The sequence below is a fragment of the Polymorphobacter multimanifer genome (assembly GCF_014205635.1).
In the GTDB taxonomy this organism is placed as follows: Bacteria; Pseudomonadota; Alphaproteobacteria; order Sphingomonadales; family Sphingomonadaceae; genus Sandarakinorhabdus; species Sandarakinorhabdus multimanifer.
In genome coordinates this window covers 16,898-37,650 of sequence record NZ_JACIIV010000021.1, presented here as the reverse complement: position 1 = coordinate 37,650, position 20,753 = coordinate 16,898, and the positions used below count along the sequence as shown (strand labels likewise).

25 protein-coding genes are annotated in these 20,753 nt (G+C 61.1%); 6 read left to right on the top strand and 19 right to left on the bottom strand.

Annotated features, from left to right (window positions below; genetic code table 11):
* Positions 1 to 101: 101 nt before the first annotated feature.
* The 3 genes from FHS79_RS13840 to FHS79_RS13830 all read right to left on the bottom strand — a co-directional run bounded on the left by FHS79_RS13840 (position 102) and on the right by FHS79_RS13830 (position 1,686).
* Positions 102 to 404 (bottom strand): hypothetical protein, encoded by a 303-nt coding sequence (locus FHS79_RS13840; RefSeq protein ID WP_188945112.1) that lies wholly within the window; start codon positions 402 to 404, stop codon positions 102 to 104.
* 102 nt (positions 405 to 506) lie between these two features.
* A complete protein-coding gene (locus FHS79_RS13835; RefSeq protein WP_184201261.1) occupies positions 507 to 812 on the bottom strand; it encodes an SWIB/MDM2 domain-containing protein in 306 nt (101 codons plus the stop codon).
* A gap of 412 nt (positions 813 to 1,224) precedes the next feature.
* The gene (locus FHS79_RS13830; RefSeq protein WP_184201258.1) at positions 1,225 to 1,686 is read right to left on the bottom strand and encodes a Ros/MucR family transcriptional regulator; all 462 of its coding nucleotides are present in this window, start codon (positions 1,684 to 1,686) and stop codon (positions 1,225 to 1,227) included.
* Between the two features lie 315 nt (positions 1,687 to 2,001).
* Here FHS79_RS13830 and FHS79_RS13825 point away from each other — a divergent pair, with 315 nt between their 5' ends.
* Positions 2,002 to 2,559 (top strand): SOUL family heme-binding protein, encoded by a 558-nt coding sequence (locus tag FHS79_RS13825; RefSeq protein WP_184201255.1) that lies wholly within the window; start codon positions 2,002 to 2,004, stop codon positions 2,557 to 2,559.
* 56 nt (positions 2,560 to 2,615) lie between these two features.
* Here FHS79_RS13825 and FHS79_RS19350 read toward each other — a convergent pair whose 3' ends face one another.
* The 7 genes from FHS79_RS19350 to FHS79_RS13790 all read right to left on the bottom strand — a co-directional run bounded on the left by FHS79_RS19350 (position 2,616) and on the right by FHS79_RS13790 (position 11,345).
* A complete protein-coding gene (locus FHS79_RS19350; RefSeq protein WP_184201253.1) occupies positions 2,616 to 4,040 on the bottom strand; it encodes a UvrD-helicase domain-containing protein in 1,425 nt (474 codons plus the stop codon).
* Positions 4,041 to 4,077: 37 nt separating this feature from the next.
* Positions 4,078 to 4,266, bottom strand: a complete 189-nt coding sequence (locus FHS79_RS13815; RefSeq protein ID WP_184201251.1) for a hypothetical protein — start codon at positions 4,264 to 4,266, stop codon at positions 4,078 to 4,080.
* Between the two features lie 120 nt (positions 4,267 to 4,386).
* The gene (gene mobF / locus FHS79_RS13810; protein ID WP_184201248.1) at positions 4,387 to 7,449 is read right to left on the bottom strand and encodes a MobF family relaxase; all 3,063 of its coding nucleotides are present in this window, start codon (positions 7,447 to 7,449) and stop codon (positions 4,387 to 4,389) included.
* A gap of 31 nt (positions 7,450 to 7,480) precedes the next feature.
* Entirely contained in the window at positions 7,481 to 9,970 is a 2,490-nt protein-coding gene (locus tag FHS79_RS13805; protein WP_184201245.1) for a type IV secretion system DNA-binding domain-containing protein, read from the bottom strand.
* Complete coding sequence (locus tag FHS79_RS13800; protein WP_184201242.1) at positions 9,960 to 10,244, bottom strand: hypothetical protein; 285 nt, start codon at positions 10,242 to 10,244, stop codon at positions 9,960 to 9,962. Before FHS79_RS13800 ends, FHS79_RS13805 begins: the two co-directional genes overlap by 11 nt.
* Before the next feature lie 594 nt (positions 10,245 to 10,838).
* On the bottom strand, positions 10,839 to 11,108 hold the full coding sequence (locus FHS79_RS13795) for a DUF4326 domain-containing protein (protein ID WP_184201240.1): 270 nt from the start codon (positions 11,106 to 11,108) through the stop codon (positions 10,839 to 10,841).
* 3 nt (positions 11,109 to 11,111) lie between these two features.
* A complete protein-coding gene (locus FHS79_RS13790; RefSeq protein WP_184201238.1) occupies positions 11,112 to 11,345 on the bottom strand; it encodes a hypothetical protein in 234 nt (77 codons plus the stop codon).
* A gap of 433 nt (positions 11,346 to 11,778) precedes the next feature.
* Between FHS79_RS13790 and FHS79_RS13785 the strand changes: the two genes are divergently transcribed.
* The 3 genes from FHS79_RS13785 (at position 11,779) to FHS79_RS13775 (ending at position 13,405) form a co-directional block, all read left to right on the top strand.
* Positions 11,779 to 12,069, top strand: a complete 291-nt coding sequence (locus tag FHS79_RS13785; RefSeq protein ID WP_184201235.1) for a DUF6437 family protein — start codon at positions 11,779 to 11,781, stop codon at positions 12,067 to 12,069.
* Entirely contained in the window at positions 12,059 to 12,301 is a 243-nt protein-coding gene (locus FHS79_RS13780; RefSeq protein ID WP_184201232.1) for a hypothetical protein, read from the top strand. The genes FHS79_RS13785 and FHS79_RS13780 overlap by 11 nt, the downstream gene beginning before the upstream one ends.
* A gap of 72 nt (positions 12,302 to 12,373) precedes the next feature.
* Positions 12,374 to 13,405: a site-specific DNA-methyltransferase gene (locus FHS79_RS13775; protein WP_184201229.1), complete on the top strand. Its 1,032-nt coding sequence runs from the start codon at positions 12,374 to 12,376 to the stop codon at positions 13,403 to 13,405.
* A 64-nt stretch (positions 13,406 to 13,469) separates the two neighbouring features.
* Here FHS79_RS13775 and FHS79_RS13770 read toward each other — a convergent pair whose 3' ends face one another.
* The 6 genes from FHS79_RS13770 to FHS79_RS13745 form a co-directional block, all read right to left on the bottom strand.
* The gene (locus FHS79_RS13770; protein WP_184201226.1) at positions 13,470 to 13,787 is read right to left on the bottom strand and encodes a BrnA antitoxin family protein; all 318 of its coding nucleotides are present in this window, start codon (positions 13,785 to 13,787) and stop codon (positions 13,470 to 13,472) included.
* Positions 13,768 to 14,064: a BrnT family toxin gene (locus FHS79_RS13765; RefSeq protein WP_184201223.1), complete on the bottom strand. Its 297-nt coding sequence runs from the start codon at positions 14,062 to 14,064 to the stop codon at positions 13,768 to 13,770. The genes FHS79_RS13770 and FHS79_RS13765 overlap by 20 nt, the downstream gene beginning before the upstream one ends.
* Positions 14,065 to 14,115: 51 nt before the next feature.
* On the bottom strand, positions 14,116 to 14,382 hold the full coding sequence (locus FHS79_RS13760) for a hypothetical protein (protein ID WP_184201220.1): 267 nt from the start codon (positions 14,380 to 14,382) through the stop codon (positions 14,116 to 14,118).
* Positions 14,379 to 14,669, bottom strand: a complete 291-nt coding sequence (locus FHS79_RS13755; protein WP_184201217.1) for a zinc finger domain-containing protein — start codon at positions 14,667 to 14,669, stop codon at positions 14,379 to 14,381. Before FHS79_RS13755 ends, FHS79_RS13760 begins: the two co-directional genes overlap by 4 nt.
* On the bottom strand, positions 14,666 to 15,358 hold the full coding sequence (locus FHS79_RS13750) for a hypothetical protein (RefSeq protein WP_184201214.1): 693 nt from the start codon (positions 15,356 to 15,358) through the stop codon (positions 14,666 to 14,668). Before FHS79_RS13750 ends, FHS79_RS13755 begins: the two co-directional genes overlap by 4 nt.
* A gap of 495 nt (positions 15,359 to 15,853) precedes the next feature.
* Positions 15,854 to 16,288 carry a single-stranded DNA-binding protein gene (locus FHS79_RS13745; RefSeq protein WP_184201211.1) on the bottom strand — a complete coding sequence of 145 codons (435 nt, stop codon included), beginning with the start codon at positions 16,286 to 16,288 and terminating at the stop codon, positions 15,854 to 15,856.
* A 1,148-nt stretch (positions 16,289 to 17,436) separates the two neighbouring features.
* Between FHS79_RS13745 and FHS79_RS13740 the strand changes: the two genes are divergently transcribed.
* Both FHS79_RS13740 and FHS79_RS13735 read left to right on the top strand, forming a co-directional pair.
* Positions 17,437 to 17,817: a hypothetical protein gene (locus FHS79_RS13740; RefSeq protein WP_184201209.1), complete on the top strand. Its 381-nt coding sequence runs from the start codon at positions 17,437 to 17,439 to the stop codon at positions 17,815 to 17,817.
* Positions 17,818 to 17,823: 6 nt separating this feature from the next.
* Positions 17,824 to 19,191, top strand: a complete 1,368-nt coding sequence (locus tag FHS79_RS13735) for a hypothetical protein (RefSeq protein WP_184201206.1) — start codon at positions 17,824 to 17,826, stop codon at positions 19,189 to 19,191.
* Between the two features lie 108 nt (positions 19,192 to 19,299).
* Here the strand turns inward: FHS79_RS13735 and FHS79_RS13730 are convergent, their stop codons facing one another.
* The 3 genes from FHS79_RS13730 to FHS79_RS13720 form a co-directional block, all read right to left on the bottom strand.
* Positions 19,300 to 19,755 carry a hypothetical protein gene (locus FHS79_RS13730; protein ID WP_184201203.1) on the bottom strand — a complete coding sequence of 152 codons (456 nt, stop codon included), beginning with the start codon at positions 19,753 to 19,755 and terminating at the stop codon, positions 19,300 to 19,302.
* A gap of 73 nt (positions 19,756 to 19,828) precedes the next feature.
* Positions 19,829 to 20,506, bottom strand: a complete 678-nt coding sequence (locus tag FHS79_RS13725; RefSeq protein ID WP_373289701.1) for a DUF6927 domain-containing protein — start codon at positions 20,504 to 20,506, stop codon at positions 19,829 to 19,831.
* Positions 20,493 to 20,690 (bottom strand): hypothetical protein, encoded by a 198-nt coding sequence (locus FHS79_RS13720; protein ID WP_184201197.1) that lies wholly within the window; start codon positions 20,688 to 20,690, stop codon positions 20,493 to 20,495. Before FHS79_RS13720 ends, FHS79_RS13725 begins: the two co-directional genes overlap by 14 nt.
* Positions 20,691 to 20,753 lie beyond the last annotated feature (63 nt).

Sequence of the window (20,753 nt, the reverse complement as noted above, 5' to 3'; positions counted from 1 at the left end):
GTCAGACACAAATGATCGGTCGCACGCGTGCATCCTGAAACAAACACCGACTTGTGGCTTTTGTGCAGATTTTCTGCTCCGCTGATTTTCGGACCCTGAAGTCAGTTGGATAGCATGCCATGGCTGAAGTCCCACAACGTCCCCCGCCAGTTCGAGACGCGTCCCTCAGTTCCGCAAGCAGGGCAATGCCAGACAACCGCGTCGTCGTCAGTCATGCCGGTGTCGACGTGGTGGTTGTCGCGCTTTCGACACTTGAAGCAGACAGGGCCGTGCGTGCTTTCAGATCGGTTGAAATCGGACGCATGGGCGATTACCGCGGTGGTGAAGTCTGCCAGTTTGCGGGCGGGACCTTTCTTCGGCTCGATGTCGCCTTTCTCGTCGAGATAGTGCCGGGTGTCGATCACGTAAAAGGTGTTTGCTCTTGGTTTCATGATGCCACCAGCTGCCACCTGTTGGCAGGGTCGGATAAAGCGCTCGGCAACGCGAGTCCCTTCCGCGGCAACGGGCTATCTCAGATGGCCAGCGATATGCTTGTTCATCTCGAACATCGAGCAGCTGTCCTTGCCAAAGATCTTTTTCAGCGCTGCGTCGGCGTTGATCTGCCGCCGGTCAGTGGCGTCCTGCAGGCCGTGCTTCTTGATATACTCCCAGACCTTGGCAACGACCTGGCCCCGGGATAGCGGGTCCGCCCCCACAATCACCGCCAGCTCGGCCGACGGCGTAAGCGGCTTTTGCAGCGCATCGGATTTGCGCGGTGCCTTGACGGCTGCCGATGCCGCCTTGGCGGGTTTTGCTGCTGGTGTCTTTGCCATTTGAACCTCCGTGTGTTCGGCTATTACTGTGCCGTTCCGACCGCAAGGCTGCAAGTCTTTACCCAGACATTTGTTTATGGCGATCGCCCGCTGCGTGTCAGGACAACGTTTTATACGCCGACCTGGCCCATAATGCCTGGGGACCACACCAACGAAGTCGACGCCAGTGCGCCTCCGTTCTCGTACAGCTCGTAACCCTGCAGGCCCTGTCTTTCAGTTGATGCCAGCGTTCGTTGGCTCCCTGAACAGCAGCCGGGCCGCCCGCACAATTAACGCCTGATCGTTGGCGTTGACGACCAGCGCCGATGGGACCTCCCTTTTCAGCGCGGCGATCGTCTTGTCCAGCGGCCTGTGTTGCGATGGGCCGCGGCTCGGTCGCCTGAAGATGTGGAATTCTCACAGGCCTGAGCGGCTATGCGGCCGGAATGGCGATCTTGAGCTTGCGCCGGGCATTGACCGGCTTTTCCTCAACCTTCTTGCGGCCAAGGCCGAGGCTCTTCGCCATCTCGCTGCGCTTGGCCGCATAGGCCGGCGCCACGATCGGATAGTCAGCCGGTAGATTGTAGCGAGCGCGATATTCGTCGGGCGACAGGCCGTGCGTTGTCAGGTGGCGGCGCAGGACGCGATAGGGTTTGCCGTCGATCATCGAGATGATGAACTCGGGCGAAGCCAGGCTCTTGCGGACGGTAACCGCCGGCACATATTCCGGCGCAGCGGCTTCAGCGACAAGGGGCGCAGCGGTCTGTGCCAGCGCCGCATAGGTCGATGAGATCAGCGCCGGCAATTCGGCAGCACCAACCTTGTTATGGGTCAGATAGGCGCCAACAATACTCGCCGTAACCTCGGTCAGCGCCATCACTTCGTCTTCATCCATCGTGCGATATCCTGTTTGTCCGGCGAGCCGGCCCATTGCGCAATCTAACGGCCACGGCTCGCCAAATTACTGTCGATGTTTCGTCGATCACGCCGATCAGCCGCCAGTCGTCGTGATCGTGATAGACGACAGTGAGGTCGGGTGCCACCGCCCAGGATCAATGCGACACACTGCAACCGCAATGCGCGACCCACCTTGTGGTATGAGAACCTCGAACCATGGCGCGCTGAGCGGCGTGGAAAGACCGATCGAGATTTTGTGAAGCCATTGTTCTTTGCCCTGATGCTCGGGCTCAACCTGTTGGGAAGCCCTGCCATGGCCACCGAAGAGCCGCCCTTCACTGTCCACCTCGCCAAGGGCAACTTCGAGGTGCGCGACTATCCTGCGCTGGTGGCGGCGGAAGTCTCGGTGCCGGGTGACCGCAAGGACGCAGCCAGCAAGGGCTTCCGCTTGCTCGCTGGCTATATCTTCGGCGGCAACACCGCCAAGCGCAGCATCGCCATGACCGCGCCGGTGACGCAGGCCGCTGCCAGCGAGAAGATCGCCATGACGGCGCCGGTGATGCAGATTGGCGGCAACGGCACCTGGGTGATCCGGTTCATCATGCCCCGAGGATCGACGCTCGAGACCCTGCCAAAGCCGAACAATCCTGCCGTCAGGCTTCGCGGTCTCGCGCCAGCGCGCGTCGCAGTGGTCAAGTTCAGCGGCCTTGCGCGGCAGGATGATGTCGATGCGAGGACCGCCGCACTATCGCAGTTCGTGAAGGCTCAAAATCTGCAGGTGATCGGGCCGCCGTCGCTGGCGCAGTATGACCCGCCTTGGACGCTGTGGTTCATGCGGCGGAACGAGGTGATGCTGCCCGTGGCGCGCTGAACAAGGAGCGCGGGGGGAGTGAGTGTCTAAATTCGCTTCGAGCCTTCCTGGATTCCTCAGCACAATTCGTTGAAGAGCCCTTCGGCCAGATAGAGCCGATCGGTGGCGCGGGTGCAGGCAACATAGAGCAGGTTGATCAGCTGGTTGGTCTCGTGAAGCTGGCTCGCGTCCTTTCGCCGACGCTTCACAAGTTCGGACGGCAGATCAAAATCGTCGAGCACAACGACGGTGGCAAATTCTCGCCCCTTTGCCTTGTGGGCGGTCGAGACGATCAGCGGTGCGTCTGCCTCGCGCGAGCAATGCAGACGGCCAAGACGATCGAGGATGGCCGGCAGCTGCACGCCATAGCGCTCCACGATTTCGCGCAACTTCCTGGCATCGGGATCGCCGCGCTCGGCGGCATTATCGAGGGCTGGCCAGGACGTGAACCGCGAGACTGTTTCGTCGATGACGAGGTTCAGCCGGTGGTGGCGCAGCGCATAGGCCGACGAGAGCTGGCGCTGCAGGTCCTCGATGCCACCAATCAGATGAAACGGCTTCTGGATGTTGGCGAGGCTTTCGAAAAGTCGTGCGTTGGTCCGGGCCAGAACTGCAGTACCCGGGCCGGTGCGGACATGCCCGCCGTATTTGAGGATTTCTGTAAACCGCGCCGGATTGCCGGTCAGCGGGTGCCGCGGCGGCGCCGAATGATGAAGGAGGATCCGGTTGGCGAGCTTTGCGACGTCAGCGCCGAACCGCCAGCTTTGGCTCAGCGGCATCGCGTCGACCGCGAACTGGTCCATCGCATCAACGGCGCCGCGGAAACGGTAAATGCTTTGGTGGCTGTCGCCAACGACGATCGTTGGCAGGTTCGATTTGGCCGCGATCGAGATCATGACGGGGTTGAGGTCCTGCGCCTCGTCAAGCAGCAGATATTGGAGATCACCCTCGATGCGGTGCCAGAGTTCGAACGCCTTCAGATAGGTGTCGTGAGTGATCGGCAGATCATGCTTTCGGAAGCGCAGCAGCTTGTTGGCCACCGCCAGCGTCATCCGCCTGACGGCGTTGCGTTGGCTGGTGTCGTCGAGAGCACAATGTGCCGCTTTGAGCGAAGTGCCGCCATCGATCAGGAAATTGTTGAGGGTGCGAAGGATCGATGCCCGGACCTGACCGTCCGTCATGCCAGGAACACCGCTGATCAATTCGTCATAGGCGCGAAGATGCTCGAACCGGAACGTGCTGATCAGCTGGCCTCGTTCGTGGATTTTCAGCGCGCGAAACGCTACGGAGTGACCGGTGCGGGTGTCGATGCTCTGGGGAAATTTGCGCCGGGCTTCGTCAGCAATCGACTTGTTGAAGGCAACATACAGGCCTCGTGCCGGCCAGCGCCGGCCGTACTCCGCCAATGTCGACGTCTTCCCGCAACCAGCGCCGGCGGCAACTTTGATCGTCCTGTCTGGAGGGCAAGCAAGAATGGCTTCCTGCTGGGCTGTCGGTCTCACTACGCGCCTTGTTTATCGTGATCGGAGTATCCGGTTGTCAGTATCCGTAGGGTCTCGGGTCCGTATCGGCTTTGTCGCCCGGCGCGCTTTCCCGGATGGAAAGTTCAACGCCGCTCCTGAAGTTGTCGATGCGCATATCATTTTGCGCGATGCCTTGTCGCCGGCACCAGTCATCTGCTTCGGCTGCGGTATTGAAGCTGCCGACCTTGCGCCAGAAATAGCTCATAACTTCGCTCCTTTCAAAGATATGTCAGAGGGTTGGTTAAATCTACAGCAACATCCATGGTCACACCCGGTTTGCGATTGCCGGTCGCCGCACCGTGTTGTTTGCTTGCGAACTTCGGCGTCATAGCCCGATATCCAGTTGCCGCTCAGGGAGGGGCAGCCGCGTCTGCTCGACCGGCTCCGGCCTTGCCGGCCAGACCGACGTCTTGCCATCCTTGGCCGGCTCTACCGCGGGTTCGTTGACTGCGGGTTGCGGCGCCGGGCCAGGGGAAGGGCCCTGGCTCGGTGTCGGGTTTATTGGTCCCTGCCGCCCTGGCGGGCGCGCACCCCGATCGATCGTCACCTCGCCTGTCGTTTCGAGGGCCGAGGTTTTCTCGCCGGCATTGCGCATGACACCGCGTTCGACACGCTCGCCGTTGTCGACGATCAGCTCGAGGCTGTCGCGGACGCGGGTGATGTTGACGAGGAACAGTTTCTCATTGGTAAGCTTGGTCTCGCGGCTGTCGAACACCGCGATCCCGCGATCGGCAGTGAGCCCCTGCGCCATGTGGGCATTGAGCGCATAGCCAAGATCGAGACGCTGGAGCATCGGGTCGCCGGCCGGTAGCGTGACCTGCATCTTGGTTGATGTCTCGACAGTTATACCAGCGGCGTCGATCTTGAGCACCCGCGCCCGGTCGGCGTTGATCAGTCCGCGATCACGGTCGGTTTCCGTCCAGCGAATGCGATCGCCTTCATGGATGCGGAGCGGTTTGGGCCGACTTATTCTTACTGTGTTTTCATGGCGATTTGTTGAAAGTCGCTGAGGGTAGAACTTGTGCATCTGGCCTTTGCTATCGATCAGCGTCACCTGACCTGCCGCCTTGTCGATGCCCACGACATTGGCGGCGCCTGGCGGTATGTTTTGTGACGGCACGCCTCTTTGAAAATCGACCCGCTGGCCTTTGGCATAGGTCTGCGTGAAACGTTCCTCCTCGCGCGTGGTCGTGACCTTGTCGAGAACTGTCAGGTCCGCCGCGTTGCCGCCAAGCTCACCCTTGGCAAGCAGGCCAGCTTGCACCTCGCTGTTGATGTCTGCGCGAACCTGCCGGCCGGATGCGAGCAGCACTGTCCTGTCGCGCTCATCGGCCGGAAGCGCGGTCCAACGCCGGGCGGCCAGTGCTGCCCCGCCATTGGGAACCTCGGTGGTCATTTCCTTCAGTGCCTTGAAAGCGTCGGCCGGCCTGTAATCGTTGGCGGCGGCCGCCGCGCTGATCAGTGCCGCCGAGCGGGCGCGCAGGTTGATGTTCATTTCGGCGGTGGCGGTGTTGGCGGCTTGCAGCACCTCGAATGGTTTTCCGGCATCGATGGCGCCGAGCTGCCGCTTGTCGCCGACAAAGGCGAGCCTGCCGACCTCGAGGCGTTCGGCAAGCGCTGTCAGTTTGTAGACCTGGTCGTTCGAGATCATCGAGGCTTCGTCGACAACCAGCACCGACCCCTTGAACATGGCCTTGGCCATCTCGAGCCGTTGCGGACTGGTCTTGTCACTGAGCAGCCTGCCGTGCGTTCCAAGGAACCGTGCGACCGTCATCGAAGGAATGCCCGTTTCGGTCTCGAGCATACGTACCAGCGTGTTCTGCAACCCAAGTCCGATGACGTTGCGGCCTTCCTCGCGGGCGACGGTGGCAACCGCGCCAAGGGCCGAGCTTTTACCAGCGCCCGCCACCCCCTGAACCGCCACGATGCGGTCTGTTCCAGCCAGCAGAAGTCGCCCGGCTGCCTCCTGTCCCGGATTGAGGGCGAACCCTTTCTTCCCCATCGCCCCGGCTATTGCTGCTGCCTGAAGTCGCTCACCGGCGGCCTCAGGGCGATCGATCACCCGATCGCCGCGGCCGCGTCCGGCGGAAACAAATTCAAGGATCGCTCTTTCGGTCGATATGGCACCCGGCGTGGTCAGCCGGCCCTTGTCGCCGTGTAGGCCGCGCACCAGCTGGCCCATGCGCTCGAGAACAGCGATGCGCTTCTCGACCTCGGCAACGGTGATAGGGAGACCCAGATCGAGTGCCGTCTTGGTGAGCTGCACAGCATCAAAGGCAGCTTCGCGTTCGCTCAGACTGCGAATTGCCGACGCATCTGATTTTGCAGCGCCGATAGCGGTCGGGGTCATTGACCAAAGCTTGTCGGGCATCAGCAGGTCCTTGTCGCCGCCACCGATCCGCTCCTTGATGAACTCGACTACCAGCGCCGCCCGCTCGGCGCCCGAGCGGGCTGCACCTACCGCGCGCTGCCAGACATCCTTGCCCTCGCGCGCCACTTCGCGCGCCGCCGCTACCTGCGCGGGCAGATCGAGGCCTAGTCCTGCCGCGCGCTCTGCCCATTCCGCACGAAGTTCTGCCCGATTCTCGACTGTCGCCTTGCGGGCGCGTGTTTTCAGCGTGGCGGCGTCACGGGTCGTATCATTCTGGATATCGAGTTTGCTGACAGCCTCGTTGATTTCTGCCCGCCTGGTCGAGAATGCCATGACAGCCTCACGGCTGATTCCAACGATCTCAAACTGGCCGTGCTTGGCAACAGGCTCAATCTTGTAACCTAGGCTTTCGACCTCGGTGCGTAGTTGGGCGTTATAAATCGATGCGATCGTCGCGTAATTTTGCCAGATCTTCCCGTTGCGCAGCGCTCGCCACTTGCCGTCCGGCCCGCGTGTGGCATTGGCAATTACCGCATGGACATGGGCCTGAGGGTCGAGATTGCGATTGGTGTCGTGCTGGAATAATGCCGCTACAAGATTGCCGGTCTTGACCGCCTGCATCTTCCCGTCTGCACCCTTCATTCTGGTCTCGGCGAGGTTCCTCTCTGCCCAGGCAATCGCTGTTTGTGCGGCTTTGAGGTTGGCGGCCAGCAGTCTTTCGTCACCGCCCACATAGGCCAGCATCGAGAGTGTCTTTGGCGCGGAGAATGTCATGTCGAACCCGACGGCGCGATTGCCGTCCCTGCCGCCCGTTCCGATCAAGGTGCCATCGGGCATTTTGCCATCGAGAATGGCCTTGAATGCTTCGATCTCGACCTGCCCTGAAAGGCCTGCCTTCTCGGCCCCCTCGCCTGCCCACAGGCTTGTCTCCTGACTGGCATCTGCGGTGTAGTAATTGTCCTTGGTGTAATAGCTCGAAGCAGCACCCGACGAGCCAACGGACGCTATCGAAAGCATAGGCTACCTCCGAAAAGGCGTGGCATCTTTCTCACCGTCCCAGCTCCGCATCCTGTTCGGGCGGTTCCTTGCCGGCGGTAAAATTGCTGCGAGCTTCCTGCTGTGTCAGGTTTTCGGTTTGCTCGCGCTGCCCCGGCGTCTTCTTGAGTTCGTCCTCCTCAAGGCTGAGCGTCACCGGGCGCTGTTGTCCCTGAAGACTGATGTTGTCCGGCGTGTCGCCTTGGTCCTTGATCTCGATCGGCCTGATGACGCCATCATCGTCGCGGCTGCGTTCGATGTCCGATTTGCCCCTGATCTCGCTGCCGATGGCCGCTGATTGAGGCCGGTCCACGGCGCTGCTCTTGTCGGCACCGCTGACGCGGCCGTCCTTGGTTACATCGTTGGCCTTTTCGGCATCATACGGCACCGGCAATGAGAGTTGGACCGGCCCTCCCGATCTGGGGCTGGCGGTTGCCTCGCCCATCACAACCTTGCTGGCAACGACGGTGATCACCCCGTTTACCATTGTCTTGCTGGTATCGATCTTGGCCAGCGCCTCTGGGCTTGTGTCGAGGACGCCAGGCGCCTCGATCTTCGCTGCCTGCTCCTTGGCAAAGTCGATGGCGCGGTTGACGATGCCATAGCCGCCATCGGCAGGAAGCGGGTTGGGGTCACCGCCCTTTGGTCCGTTGCTGATGACGCGAAGATGCTCTTTCAGATCGGGCCGCTCGATGAACCCGTTGGCGATCCTGGGCCAGTGCCGGTATTCCAGCTTGACCTTGGCCGCCGGCATCTTTTGCGGGAACACCAGCCAGCCATTGAGGTCGCGCAGTTTGGAGATGTCGTCGGGCAGCACCAGCGGCTCGAGCTGGCGCTTGTTCGTCAGTGTAATGGCGTCGCGGACGTTCGAGACGCCGAAGCTGACGCCCTGCTCCATTTCGCTCCATTCGCCATTGCCGATCTGCTCTGAACACCATTTCGCCGAGGTGTAGTCGGCAGTCGAAAGAATGAGTTTGGTGCGGGCCAGACTGCCCAGCGTCTCGGCGATTTTGTCACCATAGGTGTCGCGCAATTTGGCGATGGTATGGACACCCAGGACGAAGGCCCCGCCATAGTTGCGGGCGGTCTGCATTCCCTTCTCGATGGCGGGCAAGCGGTGGAGTGCGCCAAGCTCATCGAACAGGAACCAGATCTTCACGTCGCGCGGGCTTGGGCTCCCCGACATCATGGCGTTGATCGTCATATCCATCCACAACGTCAGCAGCACCTTGACCGTCGACAGATCGACATGGCGGGCGGAGATGAACAGGATCGAACCGTGCTCCTTGTCGGCCATGACCCATTCCTTGATCGAGAAGGGTTTGCCGGTGTGAGGGAGGCACTGGATGGCGTTGATGTTGGTATTCATCGTTGCCCGGATTGATTCCGCCATGCGGGCGGCTTGCGGGTCGGTCAGCGGCGAGGCAACCGACCCGCCGACCATGGCGTTCACCTCTTTCAGCGCGGCCGTCATCAGGTGCTCATAAAGCGCACGGTTGGTGGTCTTGCCGTCCTGCGCCAGGGCCACACAGGCTTCGACGAACAGCAACCTGGCTGCCTGCACCCAAAACGGTTCAGCGCCGCCGCCGTCGCTTGGGATCAGGGCCTCGGCCGCCGATGTGAACTCGGCCCGGGACTGACAGTCGTTGAAGATCGACCATTGCGGGCAGCGTTCGTCGAACGGGTTGAGGATGACGTCGCGCTCCGGGTCATAAAAGGATTCGATGAACGTGCCGGTGAGATCGAACACGACGGCTTTTTTGTTGCGCGTGCGGATCTGGTCGAGGAGGTCGCGCATCATTGTCGACTTGCCGGTGCCGGTGGTACCGATGCTGAACATATGGGTCTGCTCGGTGCGCCACGGATAGGACACGCCGGCGACCGTGTAGGGCTCGTACAGCCCAAGCTCGGCGCAATCCTTCTTGCTGGCGAAGGGTGCCTTCAGCGCCCACCAGGGGCCGAACAGGCGACGAAAATCCTCGCGTCGTTCCGCGCGCCGCGCTGCGCTGTTGAACGCCGCGATTTCCTCCTTCAGCTGATATAACTCGGCGATCGTTGCGCCGCGTTCATGGTTGCGTTTGAGGACATTGCGGCCGAGCCATTGCGAGAACCAGGCATAGGCAAAGCAGACCGGCAAGGCGACGAATGCTGTGAACAGGGCAGCGGCGCCAAGGGTTGACATCAATTGCCCCCAAGAGGCGACTACAGGTGGGTATTCATCGACGCTGCCAACGGACATCTGGACGGGGTTGCCGGACGCCCCAACGACGTTGACGGGCTTCAAGGGATTGAGCTTCAGGTAATCCCAAAACCAGCTGTAGCCTTTCATGCCGACCCGGTAGAGATCGGCCGCTTCCATGTTCTTCCAGATAAGGAAGCCCAGGCTCACCGAGAACAGCGTGACGATCACCCACAGCATCGGTTTGAGGCCGGCGGCGAACATCATGCTGAACGCTTCGATGATCTGACTTCCGCGCGTGAAATTGCCGAACTTAGGCTTCATCGGGAGCACTCCCGAGCCTGCTGTTGCGGGTCGCCTTGACGATCCCGAACAGTTCATTGTTGTCGTGGTACTTGAGGAGGCCGTCGACGCCGATCAGTATCTTGATCTGTGTCTCGACCAGCGATTTGGTGACGTCGTCACGCGCTATTTCGCGCTCGATAAGATGCTTGAGATGGCCGCTTATCGAGCGTTGATGTTGGCCCGAGAGCGCTGCAAATGCGGCATAAGTCTCTGGGTCGAGATATGCGCTTGCTTGTTTTAGGCGTCTGTCCATCTGCCACCTTATCGGAAGCGGCAGGCTGGCTCGTCTTACGTAAGGCCTATACAGAATAGCGTCGACGAACTGGCAAACGCAAGTCTTTTTTCACAAGAACAACGTCGTGATAACAAGGGGTTGCGAGGTTGCACCATGCCATATGGTACAGCAGCACCTAAAGTACGGTATTGCAGGCAACTGCCATAAGGTATACCATGTATTGCAGTTGTAATAGAATCTTCTGCATACAGCTTCTAAGCAGTTGAAAAAAATTACACCTGGCTGACACCTTCAGGTGGATGGTGTGTGACGATATACCCACTCGATATGTCTTGTTTGCCACCGTGACTTCCTGGTTTTGGCCGGTGCGTTGGTATCGCTTTCGTGATGGCACGGGGGACCCGACTTATCCTGTTCGACTGTCCATGGCTGGGCCAGGACAATCGTCTTTAGCTGTGTCCGGCGAAGCTGATCCGAGTTGCGTCTCCTCGCCGTTCCGTCGGCAGCACAAAGTGCGGGCGGCGATGGGGGCTCGATGCCCCCGGAGCCGCCTCGCCACAGTCATAAAAAAAGAGGCCGAAGCCCCCGTCCTTTTTGCAGTGCTGACAGCGTTCAGTTGGGCGGCTTGCTGGCCAATCGCACCAGTACGTCGCCCTGACATGAGGCCGGTGCGCACCAGCACACAAGATCCTTGCCAGTGAGCGTGTGCAGCTGGTCAACCAGATACGCGTTACCGAGCAGCCATGTCTCGTATCTGGCGATGACGTCGCTGCGTGATCCATCTTTGCCGATGACGAATGGGTTGCCCCAGATCGACGGTCGACCGATGTAAACCGCGCCTAGCGGGATGCCATGAATGCGTTTGTTCAGCACCTTGCACATGGGTCAATATTCCCCGCTCATGCGTCCAGGAACGGTGTGGACGATCCGGTCGATGAGCCATTGCGGCAGGCTGGTATAGTCGCCCTCGTCGGCGCACCAGTAAGAGCCATCGGTGTTCTGGATGACGTGGATGTCGAAGCTCGAAACCCTCGAGCGCACGACCGCGTTGTCATAGGCCGCCATGAACAGGCTGAGGTCTTCGGCGGTGGTGGGCGTATCGAGCGTTGCGGTCTGCATGTCGTGTCTCCCTGTGAGCGGCGCCGGCGGGGTGGTCCGCCGGTGTGAGCCCCTTTCGTGAGCGGAGCTGCCGGGGCGTGCAGGAATGCGCGTCAGCGCGCCGCTTGCGGGCGGTGGGGGAGCCGATTTAGTTGGGTGTCGGCGGCGGCGAGCGAAGCGCAGACGCGCCGCCGATGCCCGGCTAAATTGGGGGCAACCGGAGCTTCTTGCACGCCCCGGCAGTTCCGCTCAGGGCTCTCTATCACCGGCGGCCTGCCCAGGCGGTGATGCGGGGAGATGTGACGGACTCGTCAACGCTGAGGCTGCCGCCGCTGGGGATCGATGCCGACCGGTGGCGGTGAGGATGCGGCTTGAACTGGCCGGCCTGATCGGGCATTCTGACGCTGGTCCACAAGTCTGCCGCTCGCACCATTGATGCGCGGAGACCTGACTTATGGCTGCTGTAAAATCGACGAGTGTGAAGGCCCTTGCCCGGCTGCGTGCTGAGCGGGAGGCGTTCGACAATCGGGAGCGTGACGCGCGCAGGGACGCGGCGATCGAACTTGGCGAGGCGGTACTGAAGGCCGCTGATCTTGCCCTTGATCCGGTGCAGGTTTCGGACGTCATGGCTGCCGTTTTGAAACATGGCTTCGACGGCGCAATGGCGCTGCTGATGCCGCCGGCTTCGGGTCGGAAATCGCCTGCCACTGCCGCTCCTGCCTTGGCGACCGATCATGTCGGTTAGCGATCCCGTCGCGGTACTCCAGCGCCGCTTTGCCGAAATCACGGCGGGGCGTTCATGCAGTTATTGGCTTCGGGATTCGGTACTGTCGGCGATCGAGCGCGACCCGGTCGATGCGGTCAGGGATGCAGAGATCTTGCTCGAGATTCTTCAAGCGCATTTGATCTGCTGCATGGGCGCCGACCCTGCCGTGACGACTGCGCTTCCGTTATCACCCAGACCTGGCGCGGCGTAGCCGGTGCCGAGGGTCAAATCCTCCGGGCATCTTGCGCTCGATCGCGTCATTGTCGGCGATTGTATCGCTGCGATGAACGCGCTGCCGGAAGGCTGCGCGGACGTGGTTTTCGCTGACCCGCCATATAATCTTCAGCTGCGCCGCGACCTGCAGCGCCCGGAGGGCGGCATGGTCGCCGGCGTCAGTGAAGAATGGGATTTGTTCGACGGCTTTGAGAGCTATGATGCGTTCACGCGCGCGTGGCTGAAGGCTGCTCGCCGTATCCTCAAACCCGATGGCACCATCTGGGCCATCGGCAGCTATCACAATGTCTTTCGGGTTGGCGCGGCACTTCAGGATGCTGGCTTCTGGGTGCTCAACGATATCATTTGGCGCAAGTGCAATCCGATGCCCAACTTTCGGGGTACGCGGTTTACCAATGCCCATGAAACGCTGATCTGGGCTGCCCGGTCGGAGCGGTCAAAGTACCGTTTCAACTATCATGCCATGAAGGCCATGAATGATGATTTGCAGATGCGATCGGACTGGTTGATTCCGATATGCGGCGGCAATGAGCGACTGAAGCGCAGGGGCGCGAAGGCGCATCCGACGCAAAAGCCCGAGGCGCTTTTGTATCGCATTCTGCTTGCCTGCTCCGCGCCGGGTGACGTTGTCGTTGACCCGTTCTTTGGCACAGGCACAACAGGTGCCGTGGCCAAACTGCTCGGCCGCCACTGGATCGGTATCGAGGAGGATTGTGTGTATGCAGCGATAGCCGAGGAGCGCATCGCTGGGCTGCTGCCGCTTGCTGGCGGCGCCTTGGCTGTAAGCCAGGGCAGGCGCGGTGAAGCGCGGATTCCGTTTGGCGCTCTCGTCGAGGCCGGCATCGTCCGGCCGGGGTCAATGCTTCATGCGCCCGCCCGTCGGGGCGAGGCGCTGGTGCGAGCCGACGGCACGGTCGCCATGGGCGACCAGTGCGGCTCGATCCATCAGGTCGGGGCCGCTGCGATGGGAGCTGCCACATGCAATGGCTGGACGTTCTGGCACGTTGTCGAAGCTGAGCAGCTGGTGGTTCTCGACGCCAAGCGCGATGTCTATCGCGCGATGCTGGCGAACGCAGCATGAAAGCATTGGGGCCGCGGTAGCAGTGGAACGAAAACCTATATGAGGGATGTTGCTGCTGCAGCCCTCACTGCTGTTGGTTCGATGCGCGCGACTGGAGCATTTCGCGACGCAGGATGGCGTTCATACGGGTTTGATATCCACGTCCGTCGGCTTTCAGCCAGGCGAGAACATCCTTGTCGAGATGTGCAGTGATTTGCGCTTTTACGGGGCGATAGTGCTTGCCACGGACCGCGGTTTTCCAGTCCTCTTCCGTCAACTCCGGCATGTCGCTGAGATCGATCTCGCTGTCGGGCCGTGCTGCAAGCACAGCAAGCCGTTCACGATCGGCCTCGGTGAGCGGGGGCAGATCTTCCAGCTTCTTGCTAACCATTTTCTCGTTCATATGCTTGCCTTTCATGCCGGGTTGCCACTCGGGCCGAAATAATGCGGATTTTCTCATGGCCGTCACGATTGCGATATGTGTGCGCCACCATGATGACCGCAACGCCGCCAACTTGGCCGAAGGCCCGCCATCGTTCCTCTCCGTCCGTCTCCCCGTCAGGGAACAACACCATGAGCGAGTCGCCAAACACTCTGGCTGCGTCTTCAAAGCTAATGCGGTGCTTTTTCTGGTTCGAAAGGTCCTTGGCCTCGTCCCATTCAAAGTCGGCATCATCCATGAGCCGATATAAGTATAATTTTATAATTATACAAGCTCGGTCATCGCCGCCCTATCGCAGGACGACGTCGATGCTATGGGCCTGGCTGCGCCGGTCCCTCTCGGCAGCGAGGTCTTTCGGTCGCAGCGTGTCGAGCCACGTTGGCCCGCTACAGTTGCGCAAGCGCCGCAGCGCGCTGCCGCCCGGCTCGCTCGCATCGCTGCCATTCATCCAGGCCGTCAGCAGCGCAGCCTTCCAAAAGCGGCCATGCCGCGCGCGAAACGCCATCAAGGCCTCGATCTGGGCATCCTCGATTCCGTCGAACTTTGCTCGGATCATAGCAGCAAAGCCTGTTGCGCCGGCCGCTGGGCAGCCGAAAGGTTGCCGATACCGCAAAGGCCGAGCGGGCAAGCGCCATAGGCGCCTTGCCGGTCGGCCTCGAGGTCGCGGGAGGCGTGGGCATCAACGAACGGCCCGCTGTGCCCTGACGGCCTTTTGCAGCGTACCCCGACGCCGGCACGGCAGTCGGGGCAGCTGACGGCCAGGATGGGGTCTGTCGCCCATTCGCGGTCGCAGCCCGGACGGTTGCAAATCACCGGGCCGCTGTGGATCTGCAGCGCGCTCATGCAGCGGCTGCAAGACGCGGGGTGCGCGAAGCCTGCCAGCGGGTTCCGGCGGGAAGGTCGCCGCGTGCGATCATCGCGAACCGGAAGTACGAGATCGTGAAGTCGCAAACGTCGTTGAAGGCGTATCCCATCGGGTCGCCGGCCTGGCCGTCGCGCATGTCGACGGTCAGTTCGCCGTCCCAGGTAACGGTGTGGCCCGACCCGCAGATATAATCGATGATGCCGATCTGGAAGCGGCCGGTCAGACGGAGCGCCGGATAGGGAGCTTTTGGCAGGCAGAAGTTGGCGTCGACCATGCTGGCGATCGCCAGTTGGCCGCCATAGCTCGCATTGTCGAAGATTTCGACGATTTCGTCGTCGGCGAGCAGCTGCGGGATCGACGGGTCGTGCGGAACCTTCAGGGCGCGCCATGCCGGGGCATCCTCGGGGCGATAGCGCCATGGGCCGGCGCTGGTGCCATGAGCCTTGCCCGAGGCCAGCTTGACGCCTTTGTGCGCCTCGACGAGCGCGAAAAACTTCGGCTTCGAGACATTGAGAAAGCCGAGCACGCGGCCGAGCATCGCGTTGGGCCGCACGTGTTCGAGCCCGAAGCTGGGTGCATTGGCCTCGAGCCGCTCATCCTCGACGCTGAGGTCGTGGTGCAGGCAGGGCAGAATCGCGACTTCGCGCAGAGTGTCGTATTGCGGCATGGTGGTTCTCCGGTCGTGACGGGATCGTCACCCGGTGCCGGCCTCCTCCCCTCTCGTCATTTTTAGACGCACGCCGCCAAGCCAGTGCAGGGACGGCGTCGTGTCATATTCTTGGGCGCGCCATGGGATCGTAACCCGAAGGGCCGAGACAGCGTCAGCTGGCTCGGGGAGCAAGGCGAGTAGAGCCCGGTCGGCCGCGTGCGGCCGAGGCGCCCGGACTGGTTTTCGCATTATCATTCTCGATCAGCAGCCAAGCCTGTTGCTCAAATCCTCAAACGACACAGAGCGTCACAGCCACTCCAAACTGGAATTCAGCGAGGAAAGTCGGCACGTCACTTCATCATCGCGATCATGTGCAATTCTGCACAGATCAACATTGGACCCGGCAGCAGCTTGCGCCCGCAGCACCGATAAACCGCTTCGTGGGCGCTTTGTGTCTCTGCGGAGACATGACAAAACCCCGGCGGGCGAAGCCCGCCGGGGCGTGTGTCGGGGTCAGAACGGAATGTCGTCTGCCAGTTCGAGATCCTGTTCGACCGGCGCCTTCTTGCCGCGTCCCTTGGCGGGAGCCTTGGTTTCGGCGGGCGCTTCCTCCTGGGCCTGCGGGGCCTTGGTGAGGAAGTTGACCTCGTCGGCATAGATTTCGACGCCGTAGCGGTCGGTGCCGTCCTGGTCGGTCCACTTGGTGTAGTGGAGGCGGCCCTGCACCGAGACCTTCATGCCCTTGCGGACATAGTCGGCGCAGATCTTGCCGAGGCCGTTGAAGCAGGTGATGCGGTGCCATTCGGTCTGTTCGGTGGTTTCGCCGGAGCTGTTCTTGAAGCGGCGCGAGGTGGCGACCGAGAGGGAGGTGATGCTGGTGCCGCCCTGGGTCATCCGGGCGATGGGGTCTGCGCCGACGTTGCCGACGAGTACGACGATATTGGTCATTGGTGTTCTCCTGAGCTTATGACGCCGGGCCTTTCCCGGCGACAGGCTCCGTAAAGAGGCGTGGGATGGTGGCCGTGCACCGCGCGCGTCTCCACAAATTCGTGGAGACGATGACGCGCGCGGGAAACCTTTAAAATCGCGGGGTGGTGCGGGCAGCCGGTGCGGCGAGCGAAGCGAAGACGCGCACCGGCAACACGGCCCCGATTATGAAGGTTGCATGGCTGCCATTCCACGACTTAGGAATGCCGGTCGTTCGGGGAAGGCCCGGCCGTTTAAGTGGCTCGCAGGAGAAGTTTTCCGATGGCCATTTTGTCCCGTTCTCGTTCGATCAGGCAATGTCGGTACTGACCCTTGGCCGGTCTGGCCTGTGCGCCAGGTCGCCGTCCCGGTTGCCACCTCGTGCTTCAAGGCGCCGGCTCCACTGACCGGCCGAAGGCGCTGCGCCAGCTTTGGCCTTGGCGACTGCGCCGACCGTCTCGCCGGGTTGCAAAGCCGGTGCATGGTTGCCTTTTCGCCAGTGGACTGGCCGTGACGGTGCTGCTTGGGCGTCGGATCTGCCGACGAGGTTCTTTCGACCGGCCCCGGAGCCGGTGGCGCCTGCCGAAACCAAGGCTCTTGCAGGGATGCGCGGAGGCAATGGTCGAGAGGCGCGGACGTGGAGACGGTGTTCAATTGATCCTCGTCACCCTCGAGCGGCGTCCCGCCGGGGTTGCCGCTTGGAGCAGGCCCAACGGGTTGCGGCCGCTTCGGAGCGTCATTCAATGTTATCTGCCGCCCCAGGGCGGCGGTCCGTTCTACGCTGCTTACATTTGATGGCGTCACCAGCATTCCAGGGGCTGGTTGCTGCCCGCGCCCAACAATATGCCCTCTCCGAAAAGTCGTTGGAGTGGCCGTCAGCCCCGCACCGCGGCGGCAAGCTGGTGCGCCATGGGATCGTGACCCGCAGGGCCGAGACAGCGAAGCTGGCTCGGGGAGTGTAGCGAGTAGAGCTCGGTCGGCCGGGGACGGCCGAGGCGCCCAAAGTTGTGCTTGTCCGCATTTCGTCCTTGTGGGATAAATCTATCCTCGGAAAGGAGCGCGTGATGGGTCGGCCACGACACGGAACGGACGTCAAACGCGCACCGATAAGCGTCAGGCTTGATGCAAACTTGCTGAAGCACCTCCAGGATTCAGCGGCCAAGAGCGGCTGTTCTTTCACCCAGGAGATTGAAAAAAGGCTCGAACTATCGCGAACAAATAGCGTGTCGCCGTCGTCTCAGCCGCACGACAGGCTTTTCGAAATGTTGGGTGTTGTCCTTTCCGATATCGAGCAACTTACTGGTGGGGAATGGTATCGGACACGCGATAGTCTGGCCATGACTCAAGGTGCTGTTTTTGCGGCCATGCGTTTGTTCAGCCGCCGGCCGTCGACAAGGTTTGAGCCTTGCTTCGGGGCTGGCAACGCTTTTCATTCTTCTGCCGCTTGGCGCACGTCAGTGAAGTCGGGTGCTGATGGTGATCATGCCGCCTGTCCAGATTCCGGCTCGTAGACTGTCATGGGGCTAACGCTTGATCGCAACGATACCATCGCTGGTTACCGGCCAGCGATATTCAAGCAGGCGCTCCGCAGCTATGCTCGGACAGAAAATCCCGGCAATCTCGTCGATCTGAAGAGCGTGTTCGCAAATCGCCGCGATGGTGCGATTGTGTTCGAAGAGTGCCTCGATCGTGGACTTATTGATCAGGCGAGCCTGAAACGGACCGATGCAGGCGACCATATGGCGCGAGCGAAGGCCAAGCCCCGGACGCCGATCGCCAGGGCGGATGTGATATTGGAGCAGCTGCTCTGTCGTGCGGAGATCATTAACGCCGACTCTGACGGATTTTCCTTCGTTGATGAGATCTGGCTGTTCGGGAGTGTTTTGCGCCGTGCAGAGACAGTTGGCGATATCGATCTTGCGATGATTTGTTCGCGCAACGTGCCCGATGACGACGACTATGACGCCTATCAGGCTCGCGTTGAAGACCGTTTCGACAGAGCGGGGGCTGACCTTCCGTCTTTGCGCTATTGGTGGGAAAAGGAAGCCTGGCTCCGGGAGCGCAGCCTGTTCGGGCTGAAACGTCATCCCTTGCTCGCGGGCGTCGAGGACGATTTGCTTGATCTTGAAGCGTTGGCTGTGCCTTGTCGGCTTATCTTTGATCGGCGTCGCGGCGGGCGGGTTGATGACCCTATTCTTGAGCGCCATCCTCAATCGCCAGGCAGGTCTGCCGGTATCGGGCCAGCGCCGCACTCGGTGGACCTTACGCCTGGAGCACTACGGCCGATGGATGGTCGCTGGGTTCCCGGTTTCCAGGATTGGGGTGAAGTTTGTCCGTCATCGATATTCAGAGGCTGGACCAAGGATGCGCGCCGCGTCTTTGCGGCTTACCCGTGGAACCTTCGTGTTTTCGCCGATGGCTACAAGCAGAACGACTTTCCGTGGGTGCCAGAGGCGTTGAAGCGCGGTGGCATCGATGGTCGTTCGTTGTTGCTTGTCGTTGCTGTTGATGCTGGTGCCGTCGATTGTTGTGGGGTTAGCGTCGTGCTGTCGAGGCGCATCGAGATCACGGATGATAAGTGGACGCTTTACGCCGAGATGGTCGATGTCGAACTTCACCACGCTCGCCCGGTGGTCGATCCTCAATCCCTGTCGCCAATTGTCGGCGCCATCGCGCTTGTTCTGGCGGCGGATGCCGAGCGTATGGTCCGGCGCGCAGCCGAACTGCCAACTATGCCAGCGATTGCCATATCGCTGAAGCGCGCTGGCCTGGTCGACATGTTGCAGCGTTTTCTGATCGATCAGATCCATAAGAAGATCAAATCGCGAGTCGTCGCTGTGGAGCCGGAGGGGTTTGGCCGAATTGTATCGATCAAGTGCGTCTGATCTGAATTCAGCCCGGGCGCGGTCAGGCCCGCGTTGTTTTAATTCAGTTGAATCAGAGAAGGACCGGCTGCGATGGCAGTCGGCCCTACTCAGGAAGATTGATAGCGTTCAGATCATCGGGGTGCGTCTGGCCGCGTCTTCGCCGAGTTTGGCGATCATCGCCTCGAAGCTGTCGAAACTCTCGATGACCGGTTGCCCCGGGTAGATCTGAGCACCGATCGGAACCCATTTGATCGCGGCGCTGACCTCTTCGACGGCCAATGTCGCGCCGGTTTCATCCTCGCCCTGGCCACCACATGCGATGACACCGCGTCCAGCAAAGACATTGCCGCCGGCGCCGAGCGTGAAATACGCCTGCGGGTCGCTGTAGAGCCCTTCGTCGTCAACGAACATGATATGACCGTTGGGGTCGCCGATCTGGGCGATGTCGAAGCAATTGATCTCGGCATCGGGCAGGCCTTCGAGGGTTGGGCCGGACAGCAGTCGGTAATAGTCTTTGTAATGGCCGTTATGCTCGGCTTCGGTGACGCTCTGGTCCCATGGATTTATGACGATGACGCGCATGGCGGTGATCCTTTCGATCGGTCGGCATTGACCACTCGCCCGCTGCCATCTTCCCTTTTCGCTGCGCGGCCGATCAGCCTGTCATGACGTCGTAGCCGGTTGCGACCAGCGCGGCCTTGCTCGGCTTGTAGAGCCGGCCGCCGTGATCGAAGGCGAACCCGCGCGTGAACAGCCGTTCGACGACCTTGAAGGTGTCGATTTCGGCGCCATCGGTGAACTTCATCGGGTGATGCAGCTTGATGACCATCCCTGCCTTCAGCGTCTTGCACTTCGATTTTCGATGGAGTGCCTCGCGGCATGACGCGCGCCATTTCAGGGCGCTTTCGTTGTCGGTCGGTGTCAAAAAATCGAGGATGCGTGCCGGGCAATCATACCGATACGGCCCCATGTCTTCGCTCATATCCTTGTAACCCCAGCTGCGGTCTCCGTAGCGGTTCTTGGCTGTGCTGGTCAGGATGACGGCGGCAAAGATGGCGTGATAGCCATTGATGCCGTGCTGCTCGACGGCGGCATAATAGGTCGAGCTGACGATTGAGGATGCCAGCACCTTGCTGCGATGTTCGCCGTTCTCGAAAGTCAGCAGCTTGTCGACCTCGGCTTTGAGGGTCGATCCTCTTGGCAGGTCGATGTCCGTTGTCCAGCCCATGGTCTGTCTCCTCGCAGCCGGGCGGGTCTGCGCCGGCGTAAAGCCAGCGCCTGCTTTCCTCTGATGGACTTCCGGACGTTCAGGGCGCCCGTCACGCCACGGCATCGGCAAAGGGGTCTGCACTGAACATCACGTCACGCGGGTCGACCTGATCGGCAAGCGCGAATAGCGCGTGATCATCGATGACGGTGAAAGGCGCGATCGGCTCGCCTGTGGCAACGACATGACAGACATTGCCCGTTTGATATGCCTGTCGCACCGCGAACCGGGCCAGGTGCCTCTGGTCCATGAAGGGGTTGTACACCGCTGTTCTCCGTAAAGGTGATGAGGTTCAAAAAAGAGCCGGCACCGA

Excerpts from the sequence above, each read along its gene's own strand:
- FHS79_RS13755 (WP_184201217.1), bottom strand. The coding sequence starts at position 14,669 with ATGAGCGCGCTGCAGATCCACAGCGGCCCGGTGATTTGCAACCGTCCG.
- FHS79_RS13805 (WP_184201245.1), bottom strand. The coding sequence starts at position 9,970 with ATGAAGCCTAAGTTCGGCAATTTCACGCGCGGAAGTCAGATCATCGAA.
- FHS79_RS13830 (WP_184201258.1), bottom strand. The coding sequence starts at position 1,686 with ATGGATGAAGACGAAGTGATGGCGCTGACCGAGGTTACGGCGAGTATT.
- FHS79_RS13835 (WP_184201261.1), bottom strand. The coding sequence starts at position 812 with ATGGCAAAGACACCAGCAGCAAAACCCGCCAAGGCGGCATCGGCAGCC.
- FHS79_RS13775 (WP_184201229.1), top strand. The coding sequence starts at position 12,374 with ATGAACGCGCTGCCGGAAGGCTGCGCGGACGTGGTTTTCGCTGACCCG.
- FHS79_RS13780 (WP_184201232.1), top strand. The coding sequence starts at position 12,059 with ATGTCGGTTAGCGATCCCGTCGCGGTACTCCAGCGCCGCTTTGCCGAA.
- FHS79_RS13730 (WP_184201203.1), bottom strand. The coding sequence starts at position 19,755 with ATGCGCGTCATCGTCATAAATCCATGGGACCAGAGCGTCACCGAAGCC.
- FHS79_RS13790 (WP_184201238.1), bottom strand. The coding sequence starts at position 11,345 with ATGCAGACCGCAACGCTCGATACGCCCACCACCGCCGAAGACCTCAGC.
- FHS79_RS13760 (WP_184201220.1), bottom strand. The coding sequence starts at position 14,382 with ATGATCCGAGCAAAGTTCGACGGAATCGAGGATGCCCAGATCGAGGCC.
- mobF (WP_184201248.1), bottom strand. The coding sequence starts at position 7,449 with ATGCTTTCGATAGCGTCCGTTGGCTCGTCGGGTGCTGCTTCGAGCTAT.
- FHS79_RS13745 (WP_184201211.1), bottom strand. The coding sequence starts at position 16,288 with ATGACCAATATCGTCGTACTCGTCGGCAACGTCGGCGCAGACCCCATC.
- FHS79_RS13750 (WP_184201214.1), bottom strand. The coding sequence starts at position 15,358 with ATGCCGCAATACGACACTCTGCGCGAAGTCGCGATTCTGCCCTGCCTG.
- FHS79_RS13795 (WP_184201240.1), bottom strand. The coding sequence starts at position 11,108 with ATGTGCAAGGTGCTGAACAAACGCATTCATGGCATCCCGCTAGGCGCG.
- FHS79_RS13725 (WP_373289701.1), bottom strand. The coding sequence starts at position 20,506 with ATGCCGTGGCGTGACGGGCGCCCTGAACGTCCGGAAGTCCATCAGAGG.
- FHS79_RS13800 (WP_184201242.1), bottom strand. The coding sequence starts at position 10,244 with ATGGACAGACGCCTAAAACAAGCAAGCGCATATCTCGACCCAGAGACT.
- FHS79_RS13785 (WP_184201235.1), top strand. The coding sequence starts at position 11,779 with ATGGCTGCTGTAAAATCGACGAGTGTGAAGGCCCTTGCCCGGCTGCGT.
- FHS79_RS13815 (WP_184201251.1), bottom strand. The coding sequence starts at position 4,266 with ATGAGCTATTTCTGGCGCAAGGTCGGCAGCTTCAATACCGCAGCCGAA.
- FHS79_RS13735 (WP_184201206.1), top strand. The coding sequence starts at position 17,824 with ATGGGGCTAACGCTTGATCGCAACGATACCATCGCTGGTTACCGGCCA.
- FHS79_RS13825 (WP_184201255.1), top strand. The coding sequence starts at position 2,002 with ATGGCCACCGAAGAGCCGCCCTTCACTGTCCACCTCGCCAAGGGCAAC.
- FHS79_RS13765 (WP_184201223.1), bottom strand. The coding sequence starts at position 14,064 with ATGGATGATGCCGACTTTGAATGGGACGAGGCCAAGGACCTTTCGAAC.
- FHS79_RS13770 (WP_184201226.1), bottom strand. The coding sequence starts at position 13,787 with ATGAACGAGAAAATGGTTAGCAAGAAGCTGGAAGATCTGCCCCCGCTC.
- FHS79_RS13720 (WP_184201197.1), bottom strand. The coding sequence starts at position 20,690 with ATGGACCAGAGGCACCTGGCCCGGTTCGCGGTGCGACAGGCATATCAA.